This window comes from Streptomyces sp. NPDC002809 (assembly GCF_040295435.1).
Taxonomy (GTDB): Bacteria; Actinomycetota; Actinomycetes; order Streptomycetales; family Streptomycetaceae; genus Streptomyces.
The window spans coordinates 141,214-159,900 of record NZ_JBEOVJ010000011.1; the positions used below are offsets into that span (position 1 = coordinate 141,214).

An 18,687-nucleotide genomic window follows, 5' to 3' on the forward strand; every position below is an offset into this window, starting at 1 on the left:
ACCGCGCTCGTCCCGTGAGCCGTCTCCCGACCACGGTGAACCATCCCGGTCGCAGCACTGGCGCGAGGACCCGCTGGGCCAGGTGGGCCGGTTGAGCCGCAGTCCAGCTCCGGCCGGGAGGTCAGACGGTGTCGAGATCGCCGCGCTTGATGGCCGCCACGAAGGAGACGAAGGCGCCGGCCCGCAGGTCCAGGGTCGGGCCGGCCGGGTTCTTGGAGTCGCGTACGGGGACGACGCCGCGCGGGGCGACGAGGTTGGTGGCGACCTCGATGCACGCGCCGCCGTTGTCGCTGTACGAGGAGGTGTACCAGCGGAGGGATTCGGTCGTCACGGGGTGCCCTTTCGTAACTGCTCGATCATGGCCACCGACGCCGACTGGGAGAGCGCCTCGGCCTGAAGCTGATGGTAGGCCGTAAGCAGCGGCAGTACGAACGTGCTTTCCCGTTCCAGATGGCCCTGTTGGGTCGACTCGGCGTAGGACATGAGCGAGCGGTCCGGCAGAGTCAGCAGGTAGATGGGCAGGTTGAACGGACGGCGGACGCCCATGGCGAACGGGGCGATCTGCAGCACCGTGGTCGGCAGCTCGGCGAACTCGAGCAGGCGCGCCAACTGGGCGTCCATGGCGGCGGGATCGCCGATGGGGCGGCGGATACAGCTCTCGTCGAGCACGACCAGTACCAAGGGTGTGGGCGTGCGGACCAGTGACGCTTGTCGCTGGGCGACGAGGTCCACGCGCTCAGTTGCCTGGTCGGGCGTGATCGCCCCGCGCTTTACGGCACTCTCGGCGAGGGCTGTCGCGTACTCCGGGGTCTGAAGCAGGCCGGGCATGACGCCCACCTCGTAGAGCCGGATCTCCGCCGCTCGTGCCTCATGACCTACGTACTCCGGGAACCCTTCCAGCAAGGCCGTGTGGCGTGCGGCCCGCCCCTGACGCTCGAACTGATCACCGGTTCCGCACGCTTTGTCGACGCTACGCGAAAAGCGGGGAGTTGGGGAGCGGCGCCCAGTTTCGACGGCTGAGATATGAGTCCCGGAGTACCCCGTGCGCTCTGCCAGCTCGTCCTGTGTCCAGCCGCGCTCGTCACGTAACGTGCGAAGACGTTCTCCGAAGGCTGCTACCGGAGAACTTTCAGGGTTCAGCTCTTTGCGGTTCAACGGTTTCTGCCCAACTCTCCGTGCGGCTGACGCAAGTTGAAGACACTCCGACTCTAGGCCACGCTCAACCCCCTTGGTAGTGGAATGACTACGGAGAGGAACGATCGTGTCCGAAGAGAGCGGTGCGTCGATCGCACTGGAACCCCCGCAGGCTCCTCCCCCCGGCACACTCGTCGTGGACACCAGCCGTGGTGAGCGCGGCCGTGTGGGGGAGTTCCGAGGCGTCGCCGGCCCCTACTGGATGCTCCGCCCGGCCAAGGGCGGTCCCGAGTGGGAGGTGCTTCCCGAGCACGTCCGCCCGGCCACGCCCGCCGAGCGCCTCGCCGCCAGGACCGCGCGGGAGAACGCCCGGAGCCGGGGTGAGGTGGCATGACCGCTCAGGATGAGCCCCGCCCCGGCGAGTGCCACGAGTGCCAGGAGATCGACCTCGCCGAAGCCGTCGCCAGGAGCGAGCGGGACGGCAGCCGGGAGACCGACTGCCGGGTGCTGCGGGCGCGGCACCGGGCGACGGAGCACGAGGCGCAGCCGTGAGGCTCGTTCGCGTAGTGGAGGCGGTGGGGATCCGGCTGGGGGCCCGCTTCCCCCGAATCGCGGAGCTGCGGCGCATCGAGTCGGACCCCGTGTACCGGGCGCTGTTCCTCGCTGGTCTGGACGCCGCGATCGCCGAACGGGATGCGGTGCGGGAGGCTGAGGTCGAGACAGCAACCGGTCTGTTGCGGAGCCTGGACCGTACGGACAGCGGTGGGCGCACCGCATGACTGGTGGTGGTCGCGTCGCCGAGGCGCGCGGCGGGTCAGGTGGCTTCGCCCAGGCAGCTCAGGGCTTGGCGGAAGTCATCGAGGGCGGCCCCGAACTCGCGGGCAGCGGTGTGGAAGGTCGATCGGTCGATCAGGATGTCGGCCAGTGTTCGCGTTCCGTCTGCCGGGTCGTGCTGGGACAGGCGGCGGGCCAGGTCCACTCCATCGTCGAACAGGGAGCGCACTCGCTCACTGAACAGATGGGTTCGATGCTCCCAGTGGACGGCTGAGCGGATGGTGAGCACCCGGTGCAGGCGGACCAGTTCGGCCAGGTGCAGGTCGGGGTCCTCGGTGGCCTGCGACGTAAGGGCTTTCACCTCTTCGTGGAGGGCATGATGGCTGTCCTCGAAGTAGCGTCGCTTGGCGTCGGGCGACCACGGCATGGGCGCGGCACCCGAAGGCGGACAGGGGCCATCGGGTGCAGGCCGATCGCTCTCGGCGCCGGCGAAGGACAGCAGCACCGCCCAGAACGACGCCTGATAGCCACTCCAGGACTCCCGCTCCCCGGTATCGGCCAGTTCTGCAAGCAAGTCGAGTGCTTCTTGCCGGACGCGAGCCGCCTGCTCTCCTCGGCCGTGAGTATCGAGCATCCGGGCGTACCCGATGAGCGCGTAGAGGTGACAGGCCATCGGGCCGCTGTCGCCCGCAGCCTCGGCCGCCTCCAAACGGACGAGTGTCTCGAATGCGGCGAGAGCCTTGGCGGACCGGCCGGCATCGTGGAGAGCGGCGATCCACTCCAGTAGGTACCAGGCGAGGCCCCCATTGTGGGATCCATTGGGCAGGATCGCAGTGACCAACTCGGTCATGGCATCTGCGGCCTCGGCGTACCGGCCTTCCTCGGAAAGACCGGCAGCCCACTCGCGCAGTCCCCAGGCCACGGGGGCTCCGGACCGTTCCGCCTGGGCGCGTCCAATGGCGAGCATCTCGGCGCGCATGGCGAGCCCTTCGACGCGTCGGCCCAGGGCATACAGCTCGTTCTGGCAACTGTCGAGGGCGCGGTACAGAACATCCGCACGAGTGGTCTCGGCCGGATCGATGGACCGTGCCGCGGCCACCGCCTCCTCGTGCAGAGCGAGACAGTCTGCGTGCTTCTTCCCGGAGTTGGTGTCGTAACTCAGACGTTGCAGGGCCCTGGCCAGGAGCGGCAGGTACGAGGCGGGGCTGACCTGGGCGAGCACCCGGTAGGCGTCGACCTCCTCGCGCGGGGTGCGTCGCCCCGACGCGAGCAGCACATTCCGCGCCCGCACGATGTCGTCCTGATCGACTTTCCCCGACTTATTCATGACGGAGATTCTGGGTGTCCCCGAGCGTGCCGAACAAGCATGGTCACCTGTGCGCTTCGTCCTACGAAAAGGCCCTCTGACCTGTCATGATGGGTACGAATTCAACTTTCGTGAAACGTAGTTGCACGGATCAGCCGCGCACGTGGAGTCCGAAGCCCGTGCGGCCCGCCGGCTCCAGACCGTCCTTCAGGTGCAGGGACGGGATCTCGTAGTCGCCGAAGTTCTGGTGGCGGAACGCGATCGGCTCTGTCGACTCCAGGGTGAGCAGGCGCTGTTCCCAGGCCTTGGCCGCGTCCGGGAAGTCCTCGCCGGTCATCCGGTCGGTGCCGTAGAGCACGAACGGCGGCAGTACCTCGATGCCCGGGTAGTAGAGGATGCCGTGCTGGATCGGGAACAGCAGGTCGTGGATGGGGCCGTTGATTCCGCGAGCGGTGTAGTGCGACTCCTGGCCGCCGACCGTTACGGACAGCAGCGCCCTGCGGCCCGCGAGGGTGCCTTCGCCGTAGCGCTCGCCGTACTTGGTGTCGCTGTGCTCGCCGACGCCGTACGCGAAGTGGAAGGTGAACACCCGGTCCACCCAGCCCTTCAGGATCGCGGGCATCGAGTACCACCACAGGGGGAACTGGAAGATGACCGTGTCGGCCCACAGCAGCTTCTCCTGCTCGGCGCGGACGTCCGGGGTGAGCGTTCCGGCGTCGAAGGCCCGGCCCGAGTCGCGGGCGACTTTCAGCGGGGTCGAGGCGTCGGGGCCGTAGTCCGAGGCGTCCACGACCGCCTTCCAGTTCATCGCGTACAGGTCGCTCACCCGTACCTCGTGCCCGGCGGCCTCCAGGGTGGACACCGCGAGGTCCTTCAGCGAGCTGTTGAGGGACTTCGGCTCCGGGTGGGCGTGGACGATCAGCGTCTTCATGGGACGTCCTTCGTGTCGAGTGTCGGGTGCCTCCGATTCAAGAGGGCCGGACGCCCGGCGTTCAGGGGCGCTTCTTCCGTAGGACCGGACTTCCTGGTACCGGCAGGGCCACCTTCGAGGGCGGCACCCGAGGCGATACTGGAGAAATGGACGATCTCGCGGGCTTTCTGCGGACCCGGCGTTCCCGGGTCGACCCGTCGGCCGTCGGCATCCCCACCGACAGCCGCCGCCGCGTCGAAGGGCTGCGCCGCGAAGAGGTCGCCCACCTGTCCGGAGTCAGCGTCGACTACTACGTACGCCTGGAGCAGGGCCGGGCGACCCAGCCCTCCGAGCAGGTCCTCGACGCGCTCGCCCGTGTACTCGGCCTCGACGGGACCGAGCGGGAGCACCTCCACCGGCTCGCCCGGCAGCGCCGCCGCCGCGCGAAGGCGCCGGGCGGGCGGGTCCGGCCGGAGGTGCTTCGCGTCCTCGACCTGGTCCCCGGCGCACCCGCGCTGATCATGGACCACCGCCTGGACGTGCTCGCCGGGAACCGCCTCGCCGGGCTGCTCCACGGCCGTCCGCTGCCGGGTCTGAACACCGCCCGGCACATCTTCCTGGAGGAGGCCGAGCGCGGCCTCTACGCGGACTGGGAGACCTGCACCCTCGACGTGGTCGGGCACCTGCGCCTGGCCGCCGGCAAATACCCCGAGGACCCCCGGCTGGCCTCGCTGATCGGCGAGCTGGCGATGGGCAGCGAGCGCTTCCGCCGTCTCTGGGCCCGTGCGGACGTGCGCGCCCGCACCCATGGACGCAAGGCGTACCGGCACCCGCTGGTCGGACTGCTGGAGCTGCACCAGGAGAACTTCGCGCTCCCGGACGAATCGGGGATGGAGCTCCTGGTGCTGTCCGCGGCCCCCGGCAGCCCCACCGAGGACGGACTCCGCCTGCTCGCGGGCCTGGGCGCGGACTACGGCGACGCGCGGTCCCCGTCCCTGGCCGACGTCCGCCAGGACCGCGAGTAGTCCGCCGCCGGGCCCCGGCCCGCAGGGCCTTCATCGCGGGGAACGCGGCACGACGGCTACTGGACGCAGAACTCGTTGCCCTCCGGATCGGCGAGCACCGTCCACGTCCCGCCCGGCTCCGCCACCTTGCGGAGCACCTTCGCGCCCAGCCCCTCCAGCCGGGCCACTTCCGCGTCGCGGCGCTCCGGGCCGGCGTGCAGGTCGAGGTGGAGCCGGTTCTTCACCGTCTTGGGCTCCGGTACGCGCTGGAACAGCAGCCGCCGCCCCAGCCCCGTCCCGCTCTCCTCCTCGTAGGGGTCGTCCGGGTGTCGCACCGCGGCCAGGTCGAGCCAGGCCCGCCGCCCGTGCGCGGTCGTCGTGATCGCCTCCGGTACGGCTCCGAGGCCCAGGAGGCGTTCGACGAGGGGGCTGTTGTCCTCGATCTCGTATCCGAGGGCCGCCGACCAGAAGCCGGCCTGGGCGTGCGGGTCGGCGGCGTCGACGACGACTTTCCACTCAAGAGTCATGAGGGACATTCTTGCCCGGAACAGTGGATTCCGGTGGGTCTGCCGATACCAGGCGGGCGAACGCCACCACGTTCGACTGGTAGCCGCCCGCATCGGGGTCGTAGGCGCCGCCGCAGGTGAGAAGGCGGAGCTGGGCGTCCTTCGTCGGGCCGTAGACGCGGGTGCTGGGGAAGTCGCTCTTCTCGAACTCCTCGATCGCGTAGATGCGGAAGGTCGCGACGGCCCGGTCCGCCCGGTGCACGTCGACCGTCGCGCCGGGGCGCAGTGTGTCGAGCCCGGCGAAGGCGGCCGGGCCGGTCGGGGTGTCGACGTGGGCGACCACGACGGCGGTGCCGGGGGAGCCCGGTGTCACCCCGTCCCGGTACCAGCCGGCCAGATTGCGTTCCGCCGGGTCGGGGACGCCGAGCTTGCCCCGGCTGTCCAGGGTCAGGTCCACCAGGGGTGCGCTGACCCGGAGGCCGGGGATGTCGATGCGGACGGGGCGGGAGGCGGGCGCGGGCGCCCCGTTCGATGCGACGGCGCCGGGCCGGGGGGCGGCGGCGGGGATGCCGGGCTCCGTCAGGGGGGAGCCCAGGAGCAGGACGAGTGCCGCCGCGGCGGCCGGGATCAGCCCGGCCGCCGCGATCAGGCGCGGGAACGGCCGCCGTGAGGGCCGTTCCCGCGAGGTGCGGGTGCTCAACCGCGCCGGCGCCGGACCGTGCGGAGCCCGCCGAGAGCGGCGCCCGCCGCTGCCAGCAGCCCGGCTGCGGCGGCTGCCGCACCCGTACCGGAGAGGCCGGAGGAGCCGCTGTCGGTCAGGGCGGTGGAACCGTCGCCCGCGTCGACCGGGCCGTTGGGCATCGAGACGCTGCCGGTGCCGCCGTGGCTTCCACCGGTACTGCTGCCGCCGCTGTGGCTGCCGGTGTTGCCGCCGCCGTGGCTGCCGCTGCCGCCGCCGGTGCTCTCGTTGCCGGTGCCGTGGCCGCCGCCGGACGGGGTCGGCTTGGGGTGGTGGGTGCGGGTGGGGCTGGGCGAGGGGCTGGGCTCCCCGTTGCCGTGGCCGCCGCCCCAGTTGCCGTTCCCGTTCCCGTTCCCGCTTCCGTGGCCGCCACCGTTCTCATGGCCGCCGCCGTTCTCGTGGCCGCCGCCGTTCCCATGGCCGCCGCCGGACGGGGTCGGCTTGGGGTGGTGGGTGCGGGTGGGGCTGGGTGAGGGGCTGGGCTCCTCGTTGGCGGTGGCCGTGATCCGGGTGCTCTCCGTCGCGGTCACGCCCGTACGAAGCCGTCCGTCGACGCCGGCGATGGCGACGGTCAGTTCGGTCGTCACGTCGAGCGGGCCTGTCGGTGCGCCCTCGGCGGCGGCGAGGGTGAACGCGGCGCCCGCCCTGCCGCCGGGCTCCAGCGTGCCGCCCGCCCGTAGGTTGGTCCTCAGTTCACCGGTGAGGTTCCCGTCCGGTTGTTCCGTCAGAGGGACTTGGGCGCCCTCGGACATGACGGTCAGCTGGTCGGCCCGGAGGCCGGCCGGCCCCTTGAGGGTCAGACGGGTGCCGATGCCGGGGTACTCCGGTCCGTCGTCCGGGTCGCTGTAGGAGACGTCGGCCGGACGGGGGCCGTCCCCCGCCTCGATCCTCTCGGGGACGGTGAGCGCGGCCGTCGCGCGGCCGGTGACGGCGAAGTCCCAGGTGGTGCCCTTGGCGGTGATGTTGTCGACGAAGGTGTTGAGGCGGCCGTTCGCGTCGCCGAGCCGGCCGATGTTGGCGATCACCCCGTAGGCGCCCTCGCACTCCTCGACGAAGTGCGACAGCGGGGCGTCCCCGCCCGCCGGGATCCCGGCCACGGCGCGCGAGGTGCGCATCACCGAGTCGGCGGTGAACCGGTACTTCTGCCAGGTGTCCGGCTTCAGCGCCTCACCCTGCTCGTCCGTGTTGCTGCCGGGTTCGAACGACAGGGTGGTGAATCCGCCGCAGGAAGCCGGGAGCTGGAGGTTGGCGCCGATGTTGGTGACGCTGGAGCCCTTGCTGGAGGTGTAGGCCCAGTACGAGATGCCCGCGTCCAGGAGCGGTTGCAGGGGTTCGGGCGTCCAGGTCGCGTTGAAGTAGTGGGCGGCCTGGGCCTGTTCGCCGGGACCGATGGCCAGGCGCAGGCTGCCGTTCAGATGGACCGGGTCGGGCTTCGGGGAGACCTCGTGGATGCCGGGGTCCCGGTCAGGGGTCGTCTCATGAAGCCGGAACCAGGGCCCCGTCGGGCCGAGGCCCGACGGGTGGACGGTCTGCACGGTGTCGTCCGCGCCTGCGGTGGGAGCGATGCCGCAGGCGAGGAGCGTCAGAGCGGACAGGGAGGCGGTGGCGGTCGCGGTGCGCAGGAGCGTTCGGGACGTTCCGGAGGTGCGCAAGGATCGGGTCATAAGTATGAGGAAAATATAAACGGAGCGTTAGAGGTGGATTACCCACCGTGACGCGCCCAACCTCGCTCCAATGCCGCACCGTTCAGATAGGCGTCGACCGCCTCCAGGTCCCCGGCCGAGGTGATCAGGCCCACGTGGTTGTCCGGGCGGACGAGGACCAGGACGCCCTCGTCCGGCCCGATGCCGTACGCCGAGCGGGCGTGGCCGCCGTCGTCGGCCAGGCCGTGCGGGCCGCCCGCGTCCACGCCGTACGCCCGCAGGTCGCCGTCGTGCGCCTCGGCCGCCTCCCGCAGGGACCCTGCCGTGCCCGGGCCGAAGCCGAGCAGGGTGAAGTGCGGTCCGGTGAAGGCCTCGAACAGCCGGCGAGGGGTGCCGGTGGCCACGTCGCGGCAGGGCGCGTCCGGGGCGCGGTCGCCCGCGCGCAGGCGGTCGGTGCCGCCGCCGGTGGCCAGGGAGCTCCAGCGGTAGCCGTCCCCCAGGCCGTAGGTCTGCGGGGTGACCGCCGAGTCCAGGCCGCCGCCCGGCTTCCTGATCGCCTCCATCGTGGCCCGCAGTCGCTCCGAGGTGAGGTCCAGGGTCCGGGCGGCGATCGGCAGTCGCTCCTCCTCGTATGTGTCGAGCAGGTCCGGCAGGGCCCGGCCGGAGGCGACCCGGGCGAGCTTCCAGCCGAGGTTGTACGCGTCCTGGATGCCGGTGTTCATACCCAGCCCGCCCGCGATCGGGTGCACGTGCGCGGCGTCGCCCGCCAGGAACACCCGCCCCACCCGATAGCGGTCCACCATGCGCTCGTTGACCCGGTAGGTGGAGAGCAGGGTGGCCTGGGTGAGGAGGTCGCCGGGCAGCCGGGTGTGCTTGGCGAACAGCCGTCGGAAGCTCTCCAACGACGGAGGTACGGGGCTGCCGGAGGCGTCCGTCTCGGGGCCGGCCTGGAACCACCAGCCCGACCGGGTGCCGGGGATCGGGCAGAGCATCACGCCGCCGTCCTCGTCGAACCACTGGTGCCAGATGCCGCGGTCCGGGCCCTCCGCCTCGACGTCGCCGCAGACCATCACCTGCTCCTCGTCCGTCTTCCCGTCGAACGTGAGGCCGAGCATCCTGCGCACCGCGCTGTGGCCGCCGTCGCAGCCCACCGCGTACCGGGCCACGAGCTCCCGGCCGCCGGTCAGGGTGGCCGTCACGGAGCCCTCGTCCTGGGTCAGCCCCACGAGTTCGGTGCCGAGCCCGACCCGTACGCCGTACTCCGCGAGCCGGGTGCGCAGGATCTCCTCCAGCCCCCACTGGGCGATCAGCCAGGGCCGGTCGAAGGGGGCGTCCGGTGCCGGGCGCCCGGCACCGAACGGGTCGGCGTCGGCGATCATCCGGCCGTCCCGGTACTTGCGCATCGGCAGCGGCGCCGATCCGGCGGACAGCACCTCCTCGGCGACACCGAGGTCCTCCAGGACCTCCAGCGAGCGCGGATTGGGGCCCTTGGCCCGGGAGCTGCGCGGGAACTGCGGGGCCTTGTCGATGATCGTCACGTCGACGGCCCGCCGGGCGAGATCGATGGCCAGGGTCAGTCCGGTCGGCCCGGAGCCGACGATCAGCACGGTGGTCGGGGATGCGGGCATGCGTACTCCTCGGTTGCGCGTCCGTGGAGGACAAGGGAAACGCAACCGAGTTAAAAAAGCAACTAGGTAATGCTCTGGGTGGGGGTGGGGGCCTCCATCGCAGCCGGGGCGGCCTGCTTCGCCGCTGCCAGCCGTGCCGTCTGTGCCTGGGCCCGTGTGCGCCGCGATGTCCGCAGCGCGTCCCAGGTCAGCAGGGTGAGCGCCAGCCAGACCAGCCCGAAGCCGGCCCACCGCTCAGGGGGCATCGCCTCGTGGAAGTACACGATTCCGAGAATGAACTGGAAGACCGGCGCCAGGTACTGCAACAGGCCGAGCGTGGAGAGCGGCACACGGATCGCTGCCGCCCCGAACAGGATCAGCGGGATGGCCGTCACCAGGCCCGTGGCGGCCAGCAGTGCCGCATGGCCGGCGCCCTCGGAGGTGAACGTCGACTCGCCCTGCGTCCCCAGCCACACGAGGTAGCCGAGCGCGGGCACGAACAGCACGGCGGTCTCGGCGGTGAGCGACTCCAGGCCGCCCATGTTGACCTTCTTCTTCACCAGGCCGTACGTCGCGAAGGAGAACGCCAGGACCAGCGAGATCCACGGCGGCTGCCCGTAGCCGATCGCCAGCACGAGCACCGCCGCCACGCCGGTGCCGACCGCCACCCACTGCACGGGGCGCAGCCGTTCGCCGAGGAGCAGGACGCCCATGGCGATGGTGACCAGGGGGTTGATGAAGTAGCCGAGGGAGGCCTCGACGACGTGCCCGTTGTTCACGGACCAGATGTACAGGCCCCAGTTGACGGTGATCACGGCCGCGGCGACGGTGATCAGCGCCAGCTTCCGCGGCTGCCGCACCAGTTCACCGATCCAGGACCAGCGGCGCAGGGCCAGCAGCGCGATGCCGACCACGCCCAGGGACCAGACCATGCGGTGGGCCAGGATCTCGACCGCGCCGGACGGTTTCAGCAGGGGCCAGAAGAGCGGGACGACCCCCCACATGCCGTAGGCCGTGATGCCGGACAGGAGCCCGGCCCGCTCTTCGTTCTTTCCCTTCACGGGCCCCTCCTGGCAGGTGTCGGTCGACGACTCCGTCGCCTTGACGAAGGTAGCGCCGACGGGGCCCGGTGTCATTGCCGTATCGCCAGACGGTCATGACACCGGGCCCGGGGTCCCGTGGATGCTTCCTGTGGTGCGCCGCCTACTGGGCGGCCACCGCGGCGGCGACGGTCTCGGCGAGCGGCGTCGTCGGGCGGCCGATCAGCCGGGCCAGCTCGCCGCCGGTGTGGGCCAGCCGCCCGCGCCGGACCGCCTCGTCCACGTCGGTGAGGATCGCCGCGAAGAACTCGGGCACGCCGGCGCCGACCAGGATCTCCTGGTGCACGGCGGCCGGGACGTCGTTGTGGACGATCTCCTTGCCGGAGGCCCTGGAGACCTCCGCGGCGTACTCCGCGAGCGACCAGGCGACGTCCCCGCTGAGCTCGTAGGCCGCGTCCAGGTGGCCCTCGCCGGTCAGGACGGCGGCGGCCGCGGCGGCGTAGTCGGCGCGGGAGGCGGAGGCGAGCCTGCCCTCGCCCGTGTTGGCCACGACGGCGCCGTGGGCCAGGACGGGGGCCAGGTTCGCGGTGTAGTTCTCGGTGTACCAGCCGTTGCGCAGGAACGTGTACGGCAGACCGGAGTCGAGGATCAGCTGCTCGGTCACCTTGTGCTCGTCCGCCAGCCGGAAGTCCGCGTCGGGGCCGCCCAGGATGCCGGTGTACGCGAGCTGGGCCACGCCCGCCGCCTTGGCGGCGTCGATGACCGCGGTGTGCTGCGCGACGCGGCTGCCGACCTCGTTGCCGGAGATGAGCAGCACCCGGTCGCCGGCCCGGAAGGCGCCGGCCAGCGTCTCGGGGCGGTTGTAGTCGGCGATCCGGAGCTCCACGCCGCGGGCCGCGAGACCGGCGGCCTTCTCCTTGTCGCGCACGACGGCGGCGATCTCGTCGGCGGGGACGGTGGTCAGCAGCTGCTCGACGACAAGGCGGCCGAGCTCTCCGGTGGCTCCGGTGACGACGATGCTCATGGGGTGTTTCTCCTCTTCAGGTACTTATGTTCCTGTTCATGCGTTCTGATACTCACCCTAAGGGTGGCGCTAACCAAACGAAAGTACCCACTTTGAAGTAAGGTACTGGCATGAGCGTAAGCAACCTGGAGCGACGGCCCGATGTGCGGGAGCCGATGTGCCCCGCCCGGCTGGTGCTCGAACACGTCACCAGCCGCTGGGGTGTCCTCGTCCTCGCCTCCCTGCTGGAGCGGTCGTACCGCTTCAGCGAACTGCGCCGCGAGGTCGGCGGCGTCAGCGAGAAGATGCTGGCGCAGACCCTCCAGACCCTGGAGCGCGACGGCTTCGTGGACCGGGACGCCAAGCCGGTGATCCCGCCGCGCGTGGACTACACCCTCACCCCCCTCGGCCGGGAGGCCGCGGAGCAGGTGTGGGCCCTGGCGCGCTGGTCGGAGCGGAGTCTTGACGCGGTGGGCACGGCGCGCGCGGCGTACGACGCCCGCAGGGAGAGCCGTACCGCCTGAGCCGAGGGGGCCGGTCGTCCGCCGGGCGTTCAGGCCGTACCGTGCGGGTTCCGCTCCTCCAGCGCCCGCAGCTCCCGCGAGACGTCGAAGGGCAGGATGGTCACGACGACGTGCGGGAGCTGTGTCAGCGTCTTCGCCATCTTCTCGCCCGTGCCCCGGTGCAGCATCTTGCCGAGCGGATTGCTGTACGTACGCCGGGGGACCAGCACCGTCAGCCAGGTGTCCCCGTCCTCGGTGGTGCGGTACGCGAGCTCCTTCATCGCATGGCGCAGCCGCCGGTCGGGGCAGTCCACCACCGACAGCGCCACCGAGGTCGCGGCCGTCACCTCCCAGCGGGAGGCCAGCCGCCTCGCGTGGGCCTCGTCGATCGAGAAGTGCACCGCCCGGATCTCGTCGGGGCGCAGCTCATGGGCGTACCGCAGGGCCTTCAGCGTTGCCAGGTCGAGCGTCTCGACGAGGACCATGACCAGATGGCGGCGGAAGGCCGCGCGGTCCGCGCCAGGCGCCTGGATGCCCTGGAGGACGGTGGCCTCGCGCCGGTACTCGCGGTTGATCCGCATCAGCGCCCACACCCCGAGCGGGAAGACCACCACGACCAGCCAGGCGCCCTCGGTGAACTTGGTGACGGCGAAGATCAGCACGACGCCGGCCGAGGTGACCGCGGCGAGGCCGTTGAGCGCGATCTTCCACCTGCGGTACCGCTCCCGGCGGCGCAGGTGGTAGACGGTGAGGCCCGCCCCCGCCATGGTGAACGCGGTGAAAACACCGATCGCGTACAGCGCCACCAGCTTGTCCACGCTGGCGCCGGTCGCCAGCAGCAGCGCCAGTGAGACGACGGTCAGCGCGATGATGCCGTTGGAGAAGGCGAGGCGGTGCCCGCGCCGGGTCAGCACCCGCGGCAGGAACCGGTCCTCGGCGACGAAGCTGGCCAGGTAGGGGAAGCCGGTGAACGGAGTGTTCGCCCCGGTGTAGAGGACCAGCGCGGTCGCCAGCTGTACGAAGACCAGCCCGGCCGTGCCGAGCGCCCCGCCGCCGAAGGCGAGATGGGCCTCCTGCGCGATGACGGTCGGTGTGCCGTCGGTGTACGGGACGGCATGCGTGTAGTGCGCCAGCGTGGAGACGCCGAGCACCAGGATGCCGAGGATCACGCTCATGGAGAGGAGGATCCGGCGGGCGTTGCGGCCCTGGGGCTCGCGGAACGCGGAGATGCCGTTGGAGATCGCTTCGAGCCCGGTGAGCGACGAGCCGCCGTTGGCGAACGCGCGGAGCACGATGAAGAGCGAGGCGCCGTAGAGCCAGCCGTCGCCCGGGGAGCCGAGCGGTACGACGCCGGAGGCGTGCAGATCGGCGTGCGGCAGCTCGCCGGTCAGACCGCGCAGCGCGGCGGCGATCATGATCAGCCCGACGGCGGCCATGAAGAGATAGGCGGGCAGCGCGAAGAGGCGGCCCGCCTCACGGACCCCGCGCAGATTCCCGTACGCGAGGATCACGATCACGGCGACGGAGACCGGTAGCTGGAGATGGTCCAGGCCGGTGAAGCCGCCCCCGGCCAGATGGGCGAGCGAGATGAGTGCGTTCGTGCCGGCCGAGACCTGTACGGCGACCGTGACGATGTAGTCGACGAGCAGCGCCACGGCGGCGATCTGCGCGACGTTCGGCCCGAAGTTCTCCCGGGCGACGACGTACGAGCCTCCGGCCCGCGTGTAGATCGTCACCACATCGCTGTAACAGAGCGTCAGCAGCACCAGGACCAGGAGGATCGCGAAGGTCACCGGCATGAGCAGCGTGAACGCGGCGGCGCCCACGACGGGCACCAGGACCCTGAGCATCTCCTCGGAGCCGTACGCGGACGAGCTGATGCAGTCGGAGGCGAGCACCCCGAGCGCCGTCCGGTTGTTCAGCTTCTCCTCGCTGATGTGCTCGGTGGTCAGCGGTTTGCCGAGCAGCTGTCGTTTGATGCGGTACGCCGGACGGTCCAGAGCCATGGCCACATGGTGCGCGGCGGCCGGCCGGTGCCCGGTCCGGCGCCGCCGGACACTCCGTAAGACAGCCCGTTCGGCAATGCGAAGCGCCCCCGCGGCAATGCGAAGCGGCCCCCGGGAATCGAAACCGATCCCGGGGGCCGCACCGCATGGCCCGTACGAAGTCCTCCCAGGGCCCGCGTTCGGATCGGGCCTCTCGTTCGGATCAGGGCGGTTGTCCGGATCAGGCCGGGCTCGCGGGGCCCGGCCTGCTCCGGACGAAGGGGCTAGCCGACGACCGTCCAGTTGTCGTTGCCCGCGAGCAGGGCGCCGAGGTCGCCCTTGCCCTGCTGCTCGATCGCGGTGTCGAGCTGGTCGGCCATGAGGGTGTCGTAGACCGGCCGTTCGACGCTGCGCAGCACCCCGATCGGGGTGTGGTGCAGCGTGTCCGGGTCGGCCAGCCTGCTGAGCGCGAAGGCGGTGGTCGGAGACGCGGCGTGCGCGTCGTGGACGAGGATCTGCGACCGGTTGTCCTCGGTGACGGCGACCACCTTCAGATCACCTGTCAGCGAGTCCCGTACGACGCCCTTGGAGTCGTCCGTGCCGAAGAGGATCGGCTGCCCGTGCTCCAGGCGGATCACCGCCTCCTGGGCCTGGTCCTTGTCCTTCAGGACCTCGAACGCGCCGTCGTTGAAGATGTTGCAGTTCTGGTAGATCTCCACCAGCGCCGTTCCGGGGTGGTCGGCCGCCGCGCGCAGCACGCTCGTGAGGTGCTTGCGGTCGGAGTCGACGGTACGGGCGACGAACGAGGCCTCCGCGCCGATGGCGAGGGACACCGGGTTGAAGGGCGCGTCGAGCGACCCCATAGGCGTCGACTTGGTGATCTTGCCGACCTCGGAGGTGGGGGAGTACTGCCCCTTGGTGAGCCCGTAGATCCGGTTGTTGAACAGCAGGATCTTCAGGTTCACATTGCGGCGCAGCGCGTGGATGAGGTGGTTGCCGCCGATGGACAGCGCGTCGCCGTCACCGGTGACCACCCAGACGGACAGGTCCCGCCGGGAGGAGGCGAGTCCCGTCGCGATGGCCGGGGCGCGGCCGTGGATCGAGTGCATCCCGTAGGTGTTCATGTAGTACGGGAAACGGGAGGAGCAGCCGATACCGGAGACGAAGACGATGTTCTCCTTCGCCAGTCCGAGCTCGGGCATGAAGCCCTGCACGGCGGCGAGGACCGCGTAGTCACCGCAGCCGGGGCACCAGCGCACTTCCTGGTCGGACTTGAAGTCCTTCATGGACTGCTTGGCCTCGGTCTTCGGCACCAGCTGGAGGAGTTCGTTGGTCTCAGGCATCGATGGCCTCCTGGAGGGCCGTCGCAAGCTGCTCGGCCTTGAACGGCATGCCGTTGACCTGGTTGTAACTGTGCGCGTCCACCAGGTACTTGGCCCGGATGAGCGTGGCCAGCTGCCCGAGGTTCATCTCGGGGACGACCACCTTGTCGTAACGCTTCAGCACCTCGCCGAGATTCCGCGGGAACGGATTGAGGTGACGCAGGTGCGCCTGCGCGATCGGGTGTCCGGCGGCGCGCAGCCGGCGGACGGCGGCGGTGATGGGGCCGTACGTCGATCCCCAGCCGAGCACCAGGGTCTTCGCCCCCGCCGGGTCGTCGACCTCCAGGTCCGGGACCTCGATGCCGTCCACCTTGGCCTGGCGGGTGCGGACCATGAAGTCGTGGTTGGCGGGGTCGTAGGAGATGTTGCCGGAGCCGTCCTGCTTCTCGATGCCGCCGATACGGTGTTCGAGACCGGGCGTGCCCGGGACGGCCCAGGGGCGGGCCAGGGTCTGCGGGTCGCGCTTGTACGGCCAGAAGACCTCGGTGCCGTCGGCCAGTTCGTGGTTCGGGCCGCCGGCGAACTGGACGCGCAGGTCCGGGAGGCTGTCGGTCTCCGGGATGCGCCAGGGCTCCGAGCCGTTGGCCAGGTAGCCGTCGGAGAGCAGGAAGACCGGGGTGCGGTAGGTCAGGGCGATCCGGGCGGCGTCGAGCGCCGCGTCGAAGCAGTCCGCCGGGGTCTTCGGGGCCACGATCGGCACCGGGGCCTCGCCGTTGCGCCCGTACATGGCCTGGAGCAGGTCGGCCTGTTCGGTCTTGGTCGGCAGCCCCGTGGAGGGGCCGCCGCGCTGGATGTCGATGATCAGCAGGGGGAGTTCGAGGGAGACCGCGAGGCCGATGGTCTCCGACTTCAGGGCCACCCCGGGACCGGACGTCGTCGTCACCCCGAGCGCACCGCCGAAGGCGGCACCCAGTGCGGCACCGATGCCCGCGATCTCGTCCTCGGCCTGGAAGGTGCGGACGCCGAAGTTCTTGTGCCTGCTGAGCTCGTGCAGGATGTCGGAGGCCGGGGTGATGGGGTACGAGCCCAGATAGACCGGCAGGTCCGCCTGCCGGCCCGCGGCGATCAGGCCGTAGGACAGGGCGAGGTTCCCCGAGATGTTGCGGTAGGTGCCGGTGGGGAAGGCCTGGGTGGCCGGGGCCACCTCGTAGCTGACCGCGAAGTCCTCGGTGGTCTCACCGAAGTTCCAGCCGGCCCGGAACGCCGCCACGTTCGCCTCGGCGATCTGCGGCTTCTTGGCGAACTTGGCCCGCAGGAAGGTCTCGGTGCCCGCAGTGGGCCGGTGGTACATCCAGGAGAGCAGTCCGAGCGCGAACATGTTCTTGGAGCGCTCGGCCTCCTTCCGGGAGAGCCCGAACTCCTTCAGCGCCTCGATGGTGAGCGTGGTCAGCGGCACCGGATGGACGTTGTACGCCTCCAGCGAGCCGTCCTCCAGCGGGCTGGTCCCGTACCCCACCTTCGCCATCGGCCGCTTGGTGAACTCATCGGTGTTGACGATGATTTCGGCGCCGCGCGGTACGTCGTCGATGTTGGCCCTGAGCGCGGCCGGGTTCATCGCCACCAGGACGTTCGGCGCGTCGCCGGGGGTCAGGATGTCGTGGTCGGCGAAGTGGAGCTGGAACGAGGACACGCCCGGCAGGGTGCCTGCGGGGGCGCGGATCTCGGCGGGGAAGTTCGGCAGCGTGGAGAGGTCGTTCCCGAAGGAAGCGGTCTCCGAGGTGAACCGGTCACCCGTGAGCTGCATACCGTCTCCGGAGTCACCCGCGAAACGGATGATCACCCGGTCCAGGCGGCGGATCTCTTTCTCGCCGGTGCCTGCTGTTGCGGACTGGGGGGCACGCTGTCCCCCTACGAGTGCCTCACTGGCCTCGTCGGCCTGTTCGGCTGGGCTACTGACCTGGCTGGTCACTTACTGGACCTCCCTCGGCGCGGCGGCTCGGAACCATCCGGCCCGCCGGCGGTCCCAGCCCCACCCTACGTCTGTAAGGGTCGCCTTCCTCTGGCCGATCACATAGTGGACGGCTTTTTGAGACGCTTTTTCGGTGCTGTTCCGCCATGATTCACCAGCCGCCCGGATCCCCGTTGGACCCTCACTGGAGGCATTCGGGGGTGAACGGCCGGTTCCGCTCCTCCCCTCCCGCCCCGGCCCCTCCCGCAGCCGGGCGCGGCCGTCGCATTCCGCCCGGGGCGGGCCCGGACGGCAGTCATCTGACAGAGTGTCAGATAAAGGGGTGCGGCATCAGGAGTTCAGATAGGTCAGGACGGCCAGAACACGCCGGTGGTCGCCGTCGCTGGGGGACAGCCCCATCTTCAGGAAGATGTTGCTGACGTGCTTCTCCACCGCGCCGTCGCTCACCACGAGCTGCCTGGCCACCGCGGAGTTCGTCCGCCCCTCGGCCATCAGGCCGAGCACCTCGCGCTCACGCGGCGTCAGCCCGGCCAGCACGTCCTGCTTACGGCTCCGGCCCAGCAACTGCGCCACCACCTCGGGGTCCAGCGCGGTGCCGCCCTGAGCCACCCGGACCACCGCGTCGACGAACTCGCGGACCTCGGCGACCCGGTCCTTCAGCAGATACCCCACACCCCGGCTGGACCCGGCCAGCAGCTCGGTGGCGTACTGCTCCTCGACGTACTGCGAAAGGACCAGTACCCCGATCCCCGGATACTCCTTGCGCAGCCGTACCGCGGCCCGCACGCCCTCGTCGGTGTGCGTCGGCGGCATCCGCACGTCGGCGACCACCACATCGGGCAGCGCGTCCTGTCCGGCGAGGTCGCCCACCGTCTTGATCAGCGCCTCCGCGTCACCCACCCCCGCCACGACGTCATGCCCGAGATCGGTCAGCAGCCGGGTGAGTCCCTCCCGGAGCAGTACCGAATCCTCGGCGATGACTACACGCACCCTGTCCTCCACCACGACGCTGAATCCCCCACTGCTCGCTGTTCCCACCCGTATGCCGTCCAGCATCCCAGTATCGGCAGGGACGCCGCGCACGTTCGCAGGGTTGCGCCGGGTCGGTCCGGTCCCCGGACGGAACGCCCGGCCGCCGGGCGGCCCCCGGGGGGCGGGCGCCCCCCCCCGGCGGGGGGCGGCCGGTACGGGCGCGGAGGCCGCCCACCACCGGGGGGGGCCGGCCCGTACCGAGGGCGCCCA

Annotated in this window: 19 protein-coding genes; 5 read left to right on the forward strand and 14 right to left on the reverse strand. The window is 70.8% G+C overall.

Features of this window, described 5'->3' with window-relative positions:
* Nucleotides 1-121 precede the first annotated feature (121 nt).
* Both ABT025_RS10300 and ABT025_RS10305 read right to left on the reverse strand, forming a co-directional pair.
* On the reverse strand, nucleotides 122-331 hold the full coding sequence (locus ABT025_RS10300) for a DUF397 domain-containing protein (RefSeq protein WP_350992010.1): 210 nt from the start codon (nucleotides 329-331) through the stop codon (nucleotides 122-124).
* Complete coding sequence (locus ABT025_RS10305) at nucleotides 328-1,155, reverse strand: helix-turn-helix domain-containing protein (protein WP_350992012.1); 828 nt, start codon at nucleotides 1,153-1,155, stop codon at nucleotides 328-330. The genes ABT025_RS10300 and ABT025_RS10305 overlap by 4 nt, the downstream gene beginning before the upstream one ends.
* A 106-nt stretch (nucleotides 1,156-1,261) precedes the next feature.
* Here ABT025_RS10305 and ABT025_RS10310 point away from each other — a divergent pair, with 106 nt between their 5' ends.
* Genes ABT025_RS10310 through ABT025_RS10320 form a run of 3 tightly spaced genes read left to right on the forward strand, consistent with a single transcriptional unit; the run spans nucleotide 1,262 to nucleotide 1,913 of the window.
* A complete protein-coding gene (locus ABT025_RS10310; RefSeq protein ID WP_350992014.1) occupies nucleotides 1,262-1,528 on the forward strand; it encodes a hypothetical protein in 267 nt (88 codons plus the stop codon).
* Nucleotides 1,525-1,686, forward strand: a complete 162-nt coding sequence (locus ABT025_RS10315) for a hypothetical protein (protein WP_350992016.1) — start codon at nucleotides 1,525-1,527, stop codon at nucleotides 1,684-1,686. The genes ABT025_RS10310 and ABT025_RS10315 overlap by 4 nt, the downstream gene beginning before the upstream one ends.
* Complete coding sequence (locus tag ABT025_RS10320; RefSeq protein WP_350992018.1) at nucleotides 1,683-1,913, forward strand: hypothetical protein; 231 nt, start codon at nucleotides 1,683-1,685, stop codon at nucleotides 1,911-1,913. Before ABT025_RS10315 ends, ABT025_RS10320 begins: the two co-directional genes overlap by 4 nt.
* A 35-nt stretch (nucleotides 1,914-1,948) precedes the next feature.
* Here the strand turns inward: ABT025_RS10320 and ABT025_RS10325 are convergent, their stop codons facing one another.
* The gene (locus ABT025_RS10325; protein WP_350992020.1) at nucleotides 1,949-3,235 is read right to left on the reverse strand and encodes a tetratricopeptide repeat protein; all 1,287 of its coding nucleotides are present in this window, start codon (nucleotides 3,233-3,235) and stop codon (nucleotides 1,949-1,951) included.
* 130 nt (nucleotides 3,236-3,365) lie between these two features.
* Nucleotides 3,366-4,145, reverse strand: coding sequence for an NAD(P)H-dependent oxidoreductase (locus tag ABT025_RS10330; RefSeq protein ID WP_350992022.1), 780 nt, complete (start codon nucleotides 4,143-4,145; stop codon nucleotides 3,366-3,368).
* Between the two features lie 146 nt (nucleotides 4,146-4,291).
* On the opposite strand from ABT025_RS10330, the gene ABT025_RS10335 reads away from it, so the two are divergent.
* Nucleotides 4,292-5,149: a helix-turn-helix transcriptional regulator gene (locus ABT025_RS10335; RefSeq protein WP_350992024.1), complete on the forward strand. Its 858-nt coding sequence runs from the start codon at nucleotides 4,292-4,294 to the stop codon at nucleotides 5,147-5,149.
* A 56-nt stretch (nucleotides 5,150-5,205) separates the two neighbouring features.
* Here ABT025_RS10335 and ABT025_RS10340 read toward each other — a convergent pair whose 3' ends face one another.
* From ABT025_RS10340 to ABT025_RS10365, 6 genes are all read right to left on the reverse strand, one after another.
* The gene (locus ABT025_RS10340; RefSeq protein ID WP_350992026.1) at nucleotides 5,206-5,664 is read right to left on the reverse strand and encodes a VOC family protein; all 459 of its coding nucleotides are present in this window, start codon (nucleotides 5,662-5,664) and stop codon (nucleotides 5,206-5,208) included.
* Nucleotides 5,645-6,334 carry a class F sortase gene (locus ABT025_RS10345; protein WP_350992028.1) on the reverse strand — a complete coding sequence of 230 codons (690 nt, stop codon included), beginning with the start codon at nucleotides 6,332-6,334 and terminating at the stop codon, nucleotides 5,645-5,647. Before ABT025_RS10345 ends, ABT025_RS10340 begins: the two co-directional genes overlap by 20 nt.
* Nucleotides 6,331-8,037, reverse strand: a complete 1,707-nt coding sequence (locus tag ABT025_RS10350) for a hypothetical protein (RefSeq protein WP_350992030.1) — start codon at nucleotides 8,035-8,037, stop codon at nucleotides 6,331-6,333. Before ABT025_RS10350 ends, ABT025_RS10345 begins: the two co-directional genes overlap by 4 nt.
* Nucleotides 8,038-8,075: 38 nt before the next feature.
* On the reverse strand, nucleotides 8,076-9,644 hold the full coding sequence (locus tag ABT025_RS10355; protein WP_350992032.1) for an FAD-dependent monooxygenase: 1,569 nt from the start codon (nucleotides 9,642-9,644) through the stop codon (nucleotides 8,076-8,078).
* Nucleotides 9,645-9,706: 62 nt separating this feature from the next.
* Nucleotides 9,707-10,684: an EamA family transporter RarD gene (gene rarD, locus ABT025_RS10360; protein ID WP_350992036.1), complete on the reverse strand. Its 978-nt coding sequence runs from the start codon at nucleotides 10,682-10,684 to the stop codon at nucleotides 9,707-9,709.
* Nucleotides 10,685-10,826: 142 nt separating this feature from the next.
* The gene (locus tag ABT025_RS10365; protein ID WP_350992038.1) at nucleotides 10,827-11,687 is read right to left on the reverse strand and encodes an SDR family oxidoreductase; all 861 of its coding nucleotides are present in this window, start codon (nucleotides 11,685-11,687) and stop codon (nucleotides 10,827-10,829) included.
* A gap of 110 nt (nucleotides 11,688-11,797) precedes the next feature.
* Here ABT025_RS10365 and ABT025_RS10370 point away from each other — a divergent pair, with 110 nt between their 5' ends.
* Entirely contained in the window at nucleotides 11,798-12,190 is a 393-nt protein-coding gene (locus tag ABT025_RS10370; RefSeq protein WP_350992040.1) for a winged helix-turn-helix transcriptional regulator, read from the forward strand.
* Nucleotides 12,191-12,219: 29 nt separating this feature from the next.
* On the opposite strand, the gene ABT025_RS10375 is transcribed toward ABT025_RS10370, so the two are convergent.
* The 4 genes from ABT025_RS10375 to ABT025_RS10390 form a co-directional block, all read right to left on the reverse strand.
* On the reverse strand, nucleotides 12,220-14,175 hold the full coding sequence (locus ABT025_RS10375) for an APC family permease (protein WP_350992042.1): 1,956 nt from the start codon (nucleotides 14,173-14,175) through the stop codon (nucleotides 12,220-12,222).
* A gap of 263 nt (nucleotides 14,176-14,438) precedes the next feature.
* Entirely contained in the window at nucleotides 14,439-15,497 is a 1,059-nt protein-coding gene (locus ABT025_RS10380) for a 2-oxoacid:ferredoxin oxidoreductase subunit beta (RefSeq protein WP_350992044.1), read from the reverse strand.
* Entirely contained in the window at nucleotides 15,490-17,445 is a 1,956-nt protein-coding gene (locus tag ABT025_RS10385) for a 2-oxoacid:acceptor oxidoreductase subunit alpha (RefSeq protein WP_350992046.1), read from the reverse strand. Before ABT025_RS10385 ends, ABT025_RS10380 begins: the two co-directional genes overlap by 8 nt.
* A 330-nt stretch (nucleotides 17,446-17,775) precedes the next feature.
* On the reverse strand, nucleotides 17,776-18,435 hold the full coding sequence (locus tag ABT025_RS10390; RefSeq protein WP_350992048.1) for a LuxR C-terminal-related transcriptional regulator: 660 nt from the start codon (nucleotides 18,433-18,435) through the stop codon (nucleotides 17,776-17,778).
* Nucleotides 18,436-18,687: the final 252 nt, after the last annotated feature.

Bases quoted from the DNA above. Each gene is read 5' to 3' on its own strand.
- ABT025_RS10315 (WP_350992016.1), top strand. From the start codon at position 1,525: ATGACCGCTCAGGATGAGCCCCGCCCCGGCGAGTGCCACGAGTGCCAG.
- ABT025_RS10335 (WP_350992024.1), top strand. From the start codon at position 4,292: ATGGACGATCTCGCGGGCTTTCTGCGGACCCGGCGTTCCCGGGTCGAC.
- ABT025_RS10340 (WP_350992026.1), bottom strand. From the start codon at position 5,664: ATGTCCCTCATGACTCTTGAGTGGAAAGTCGTCGTCGACGCCGCCGAC.
- ABT025_RS10330 (WP_350992022.1), bottom strand. From the start codon at position 4,145: ATGAAGACGCTGATCGTCCACGCCCACCCGGAGCCGAAGTCCCTCAAC.
- ABT025_RS10355 (WP_350992032.1), bottom strand. From the start codon at position 9,644: ATGCCCGCATCCCCGACCACCGTGCTGATCGTCGGCTCCGGGCCGACC.
- ABT025_RS10365 (WP_350992038.1), bottom strand. From the start codon at position 11,687: ATGAGCATCGTCGTCACCGGAGCCACCGGAGAGCTCGGCCGCCTTGTC.
- ABT025_RS10380 (WP_350992044.1), bottom strand. From the start codon at position 15,497: ATGCCTGAGACCAACGAACTCCTCCAGCTGGTGCCGAAGACCGAGGCC.
- ABT025_RS10350 (WP_350992030.1), bottom strand. From the start codon at position 8,037: ATGACCCGATCCTTGCGCACCTCCGGAACGTCCCGAACGCTCCTGCGC.
- ABT025_RS10375 (WP_350992042.1), bottom strand. From the start codon at position 14,175: ATGGCTCTGGACCGTCCGGCGTACCGCATCAAACGACAGCTGCTCGGC.
- ABT025_RS10370 (WP_350992040.1), top strand. From the start codon at position 11,798: ATGAGCGTAAGCAACCTGGAGCGACGGCCCGATGTGCGGGAGCCGATG.
- ABT025_RS10325 (WP_350992020.1), bottom strand. From the start codon at position 3,235: ATGAATAAGTCGGGGAAAGTCGATCAGGACGACATCGTGCGGGCGCGG.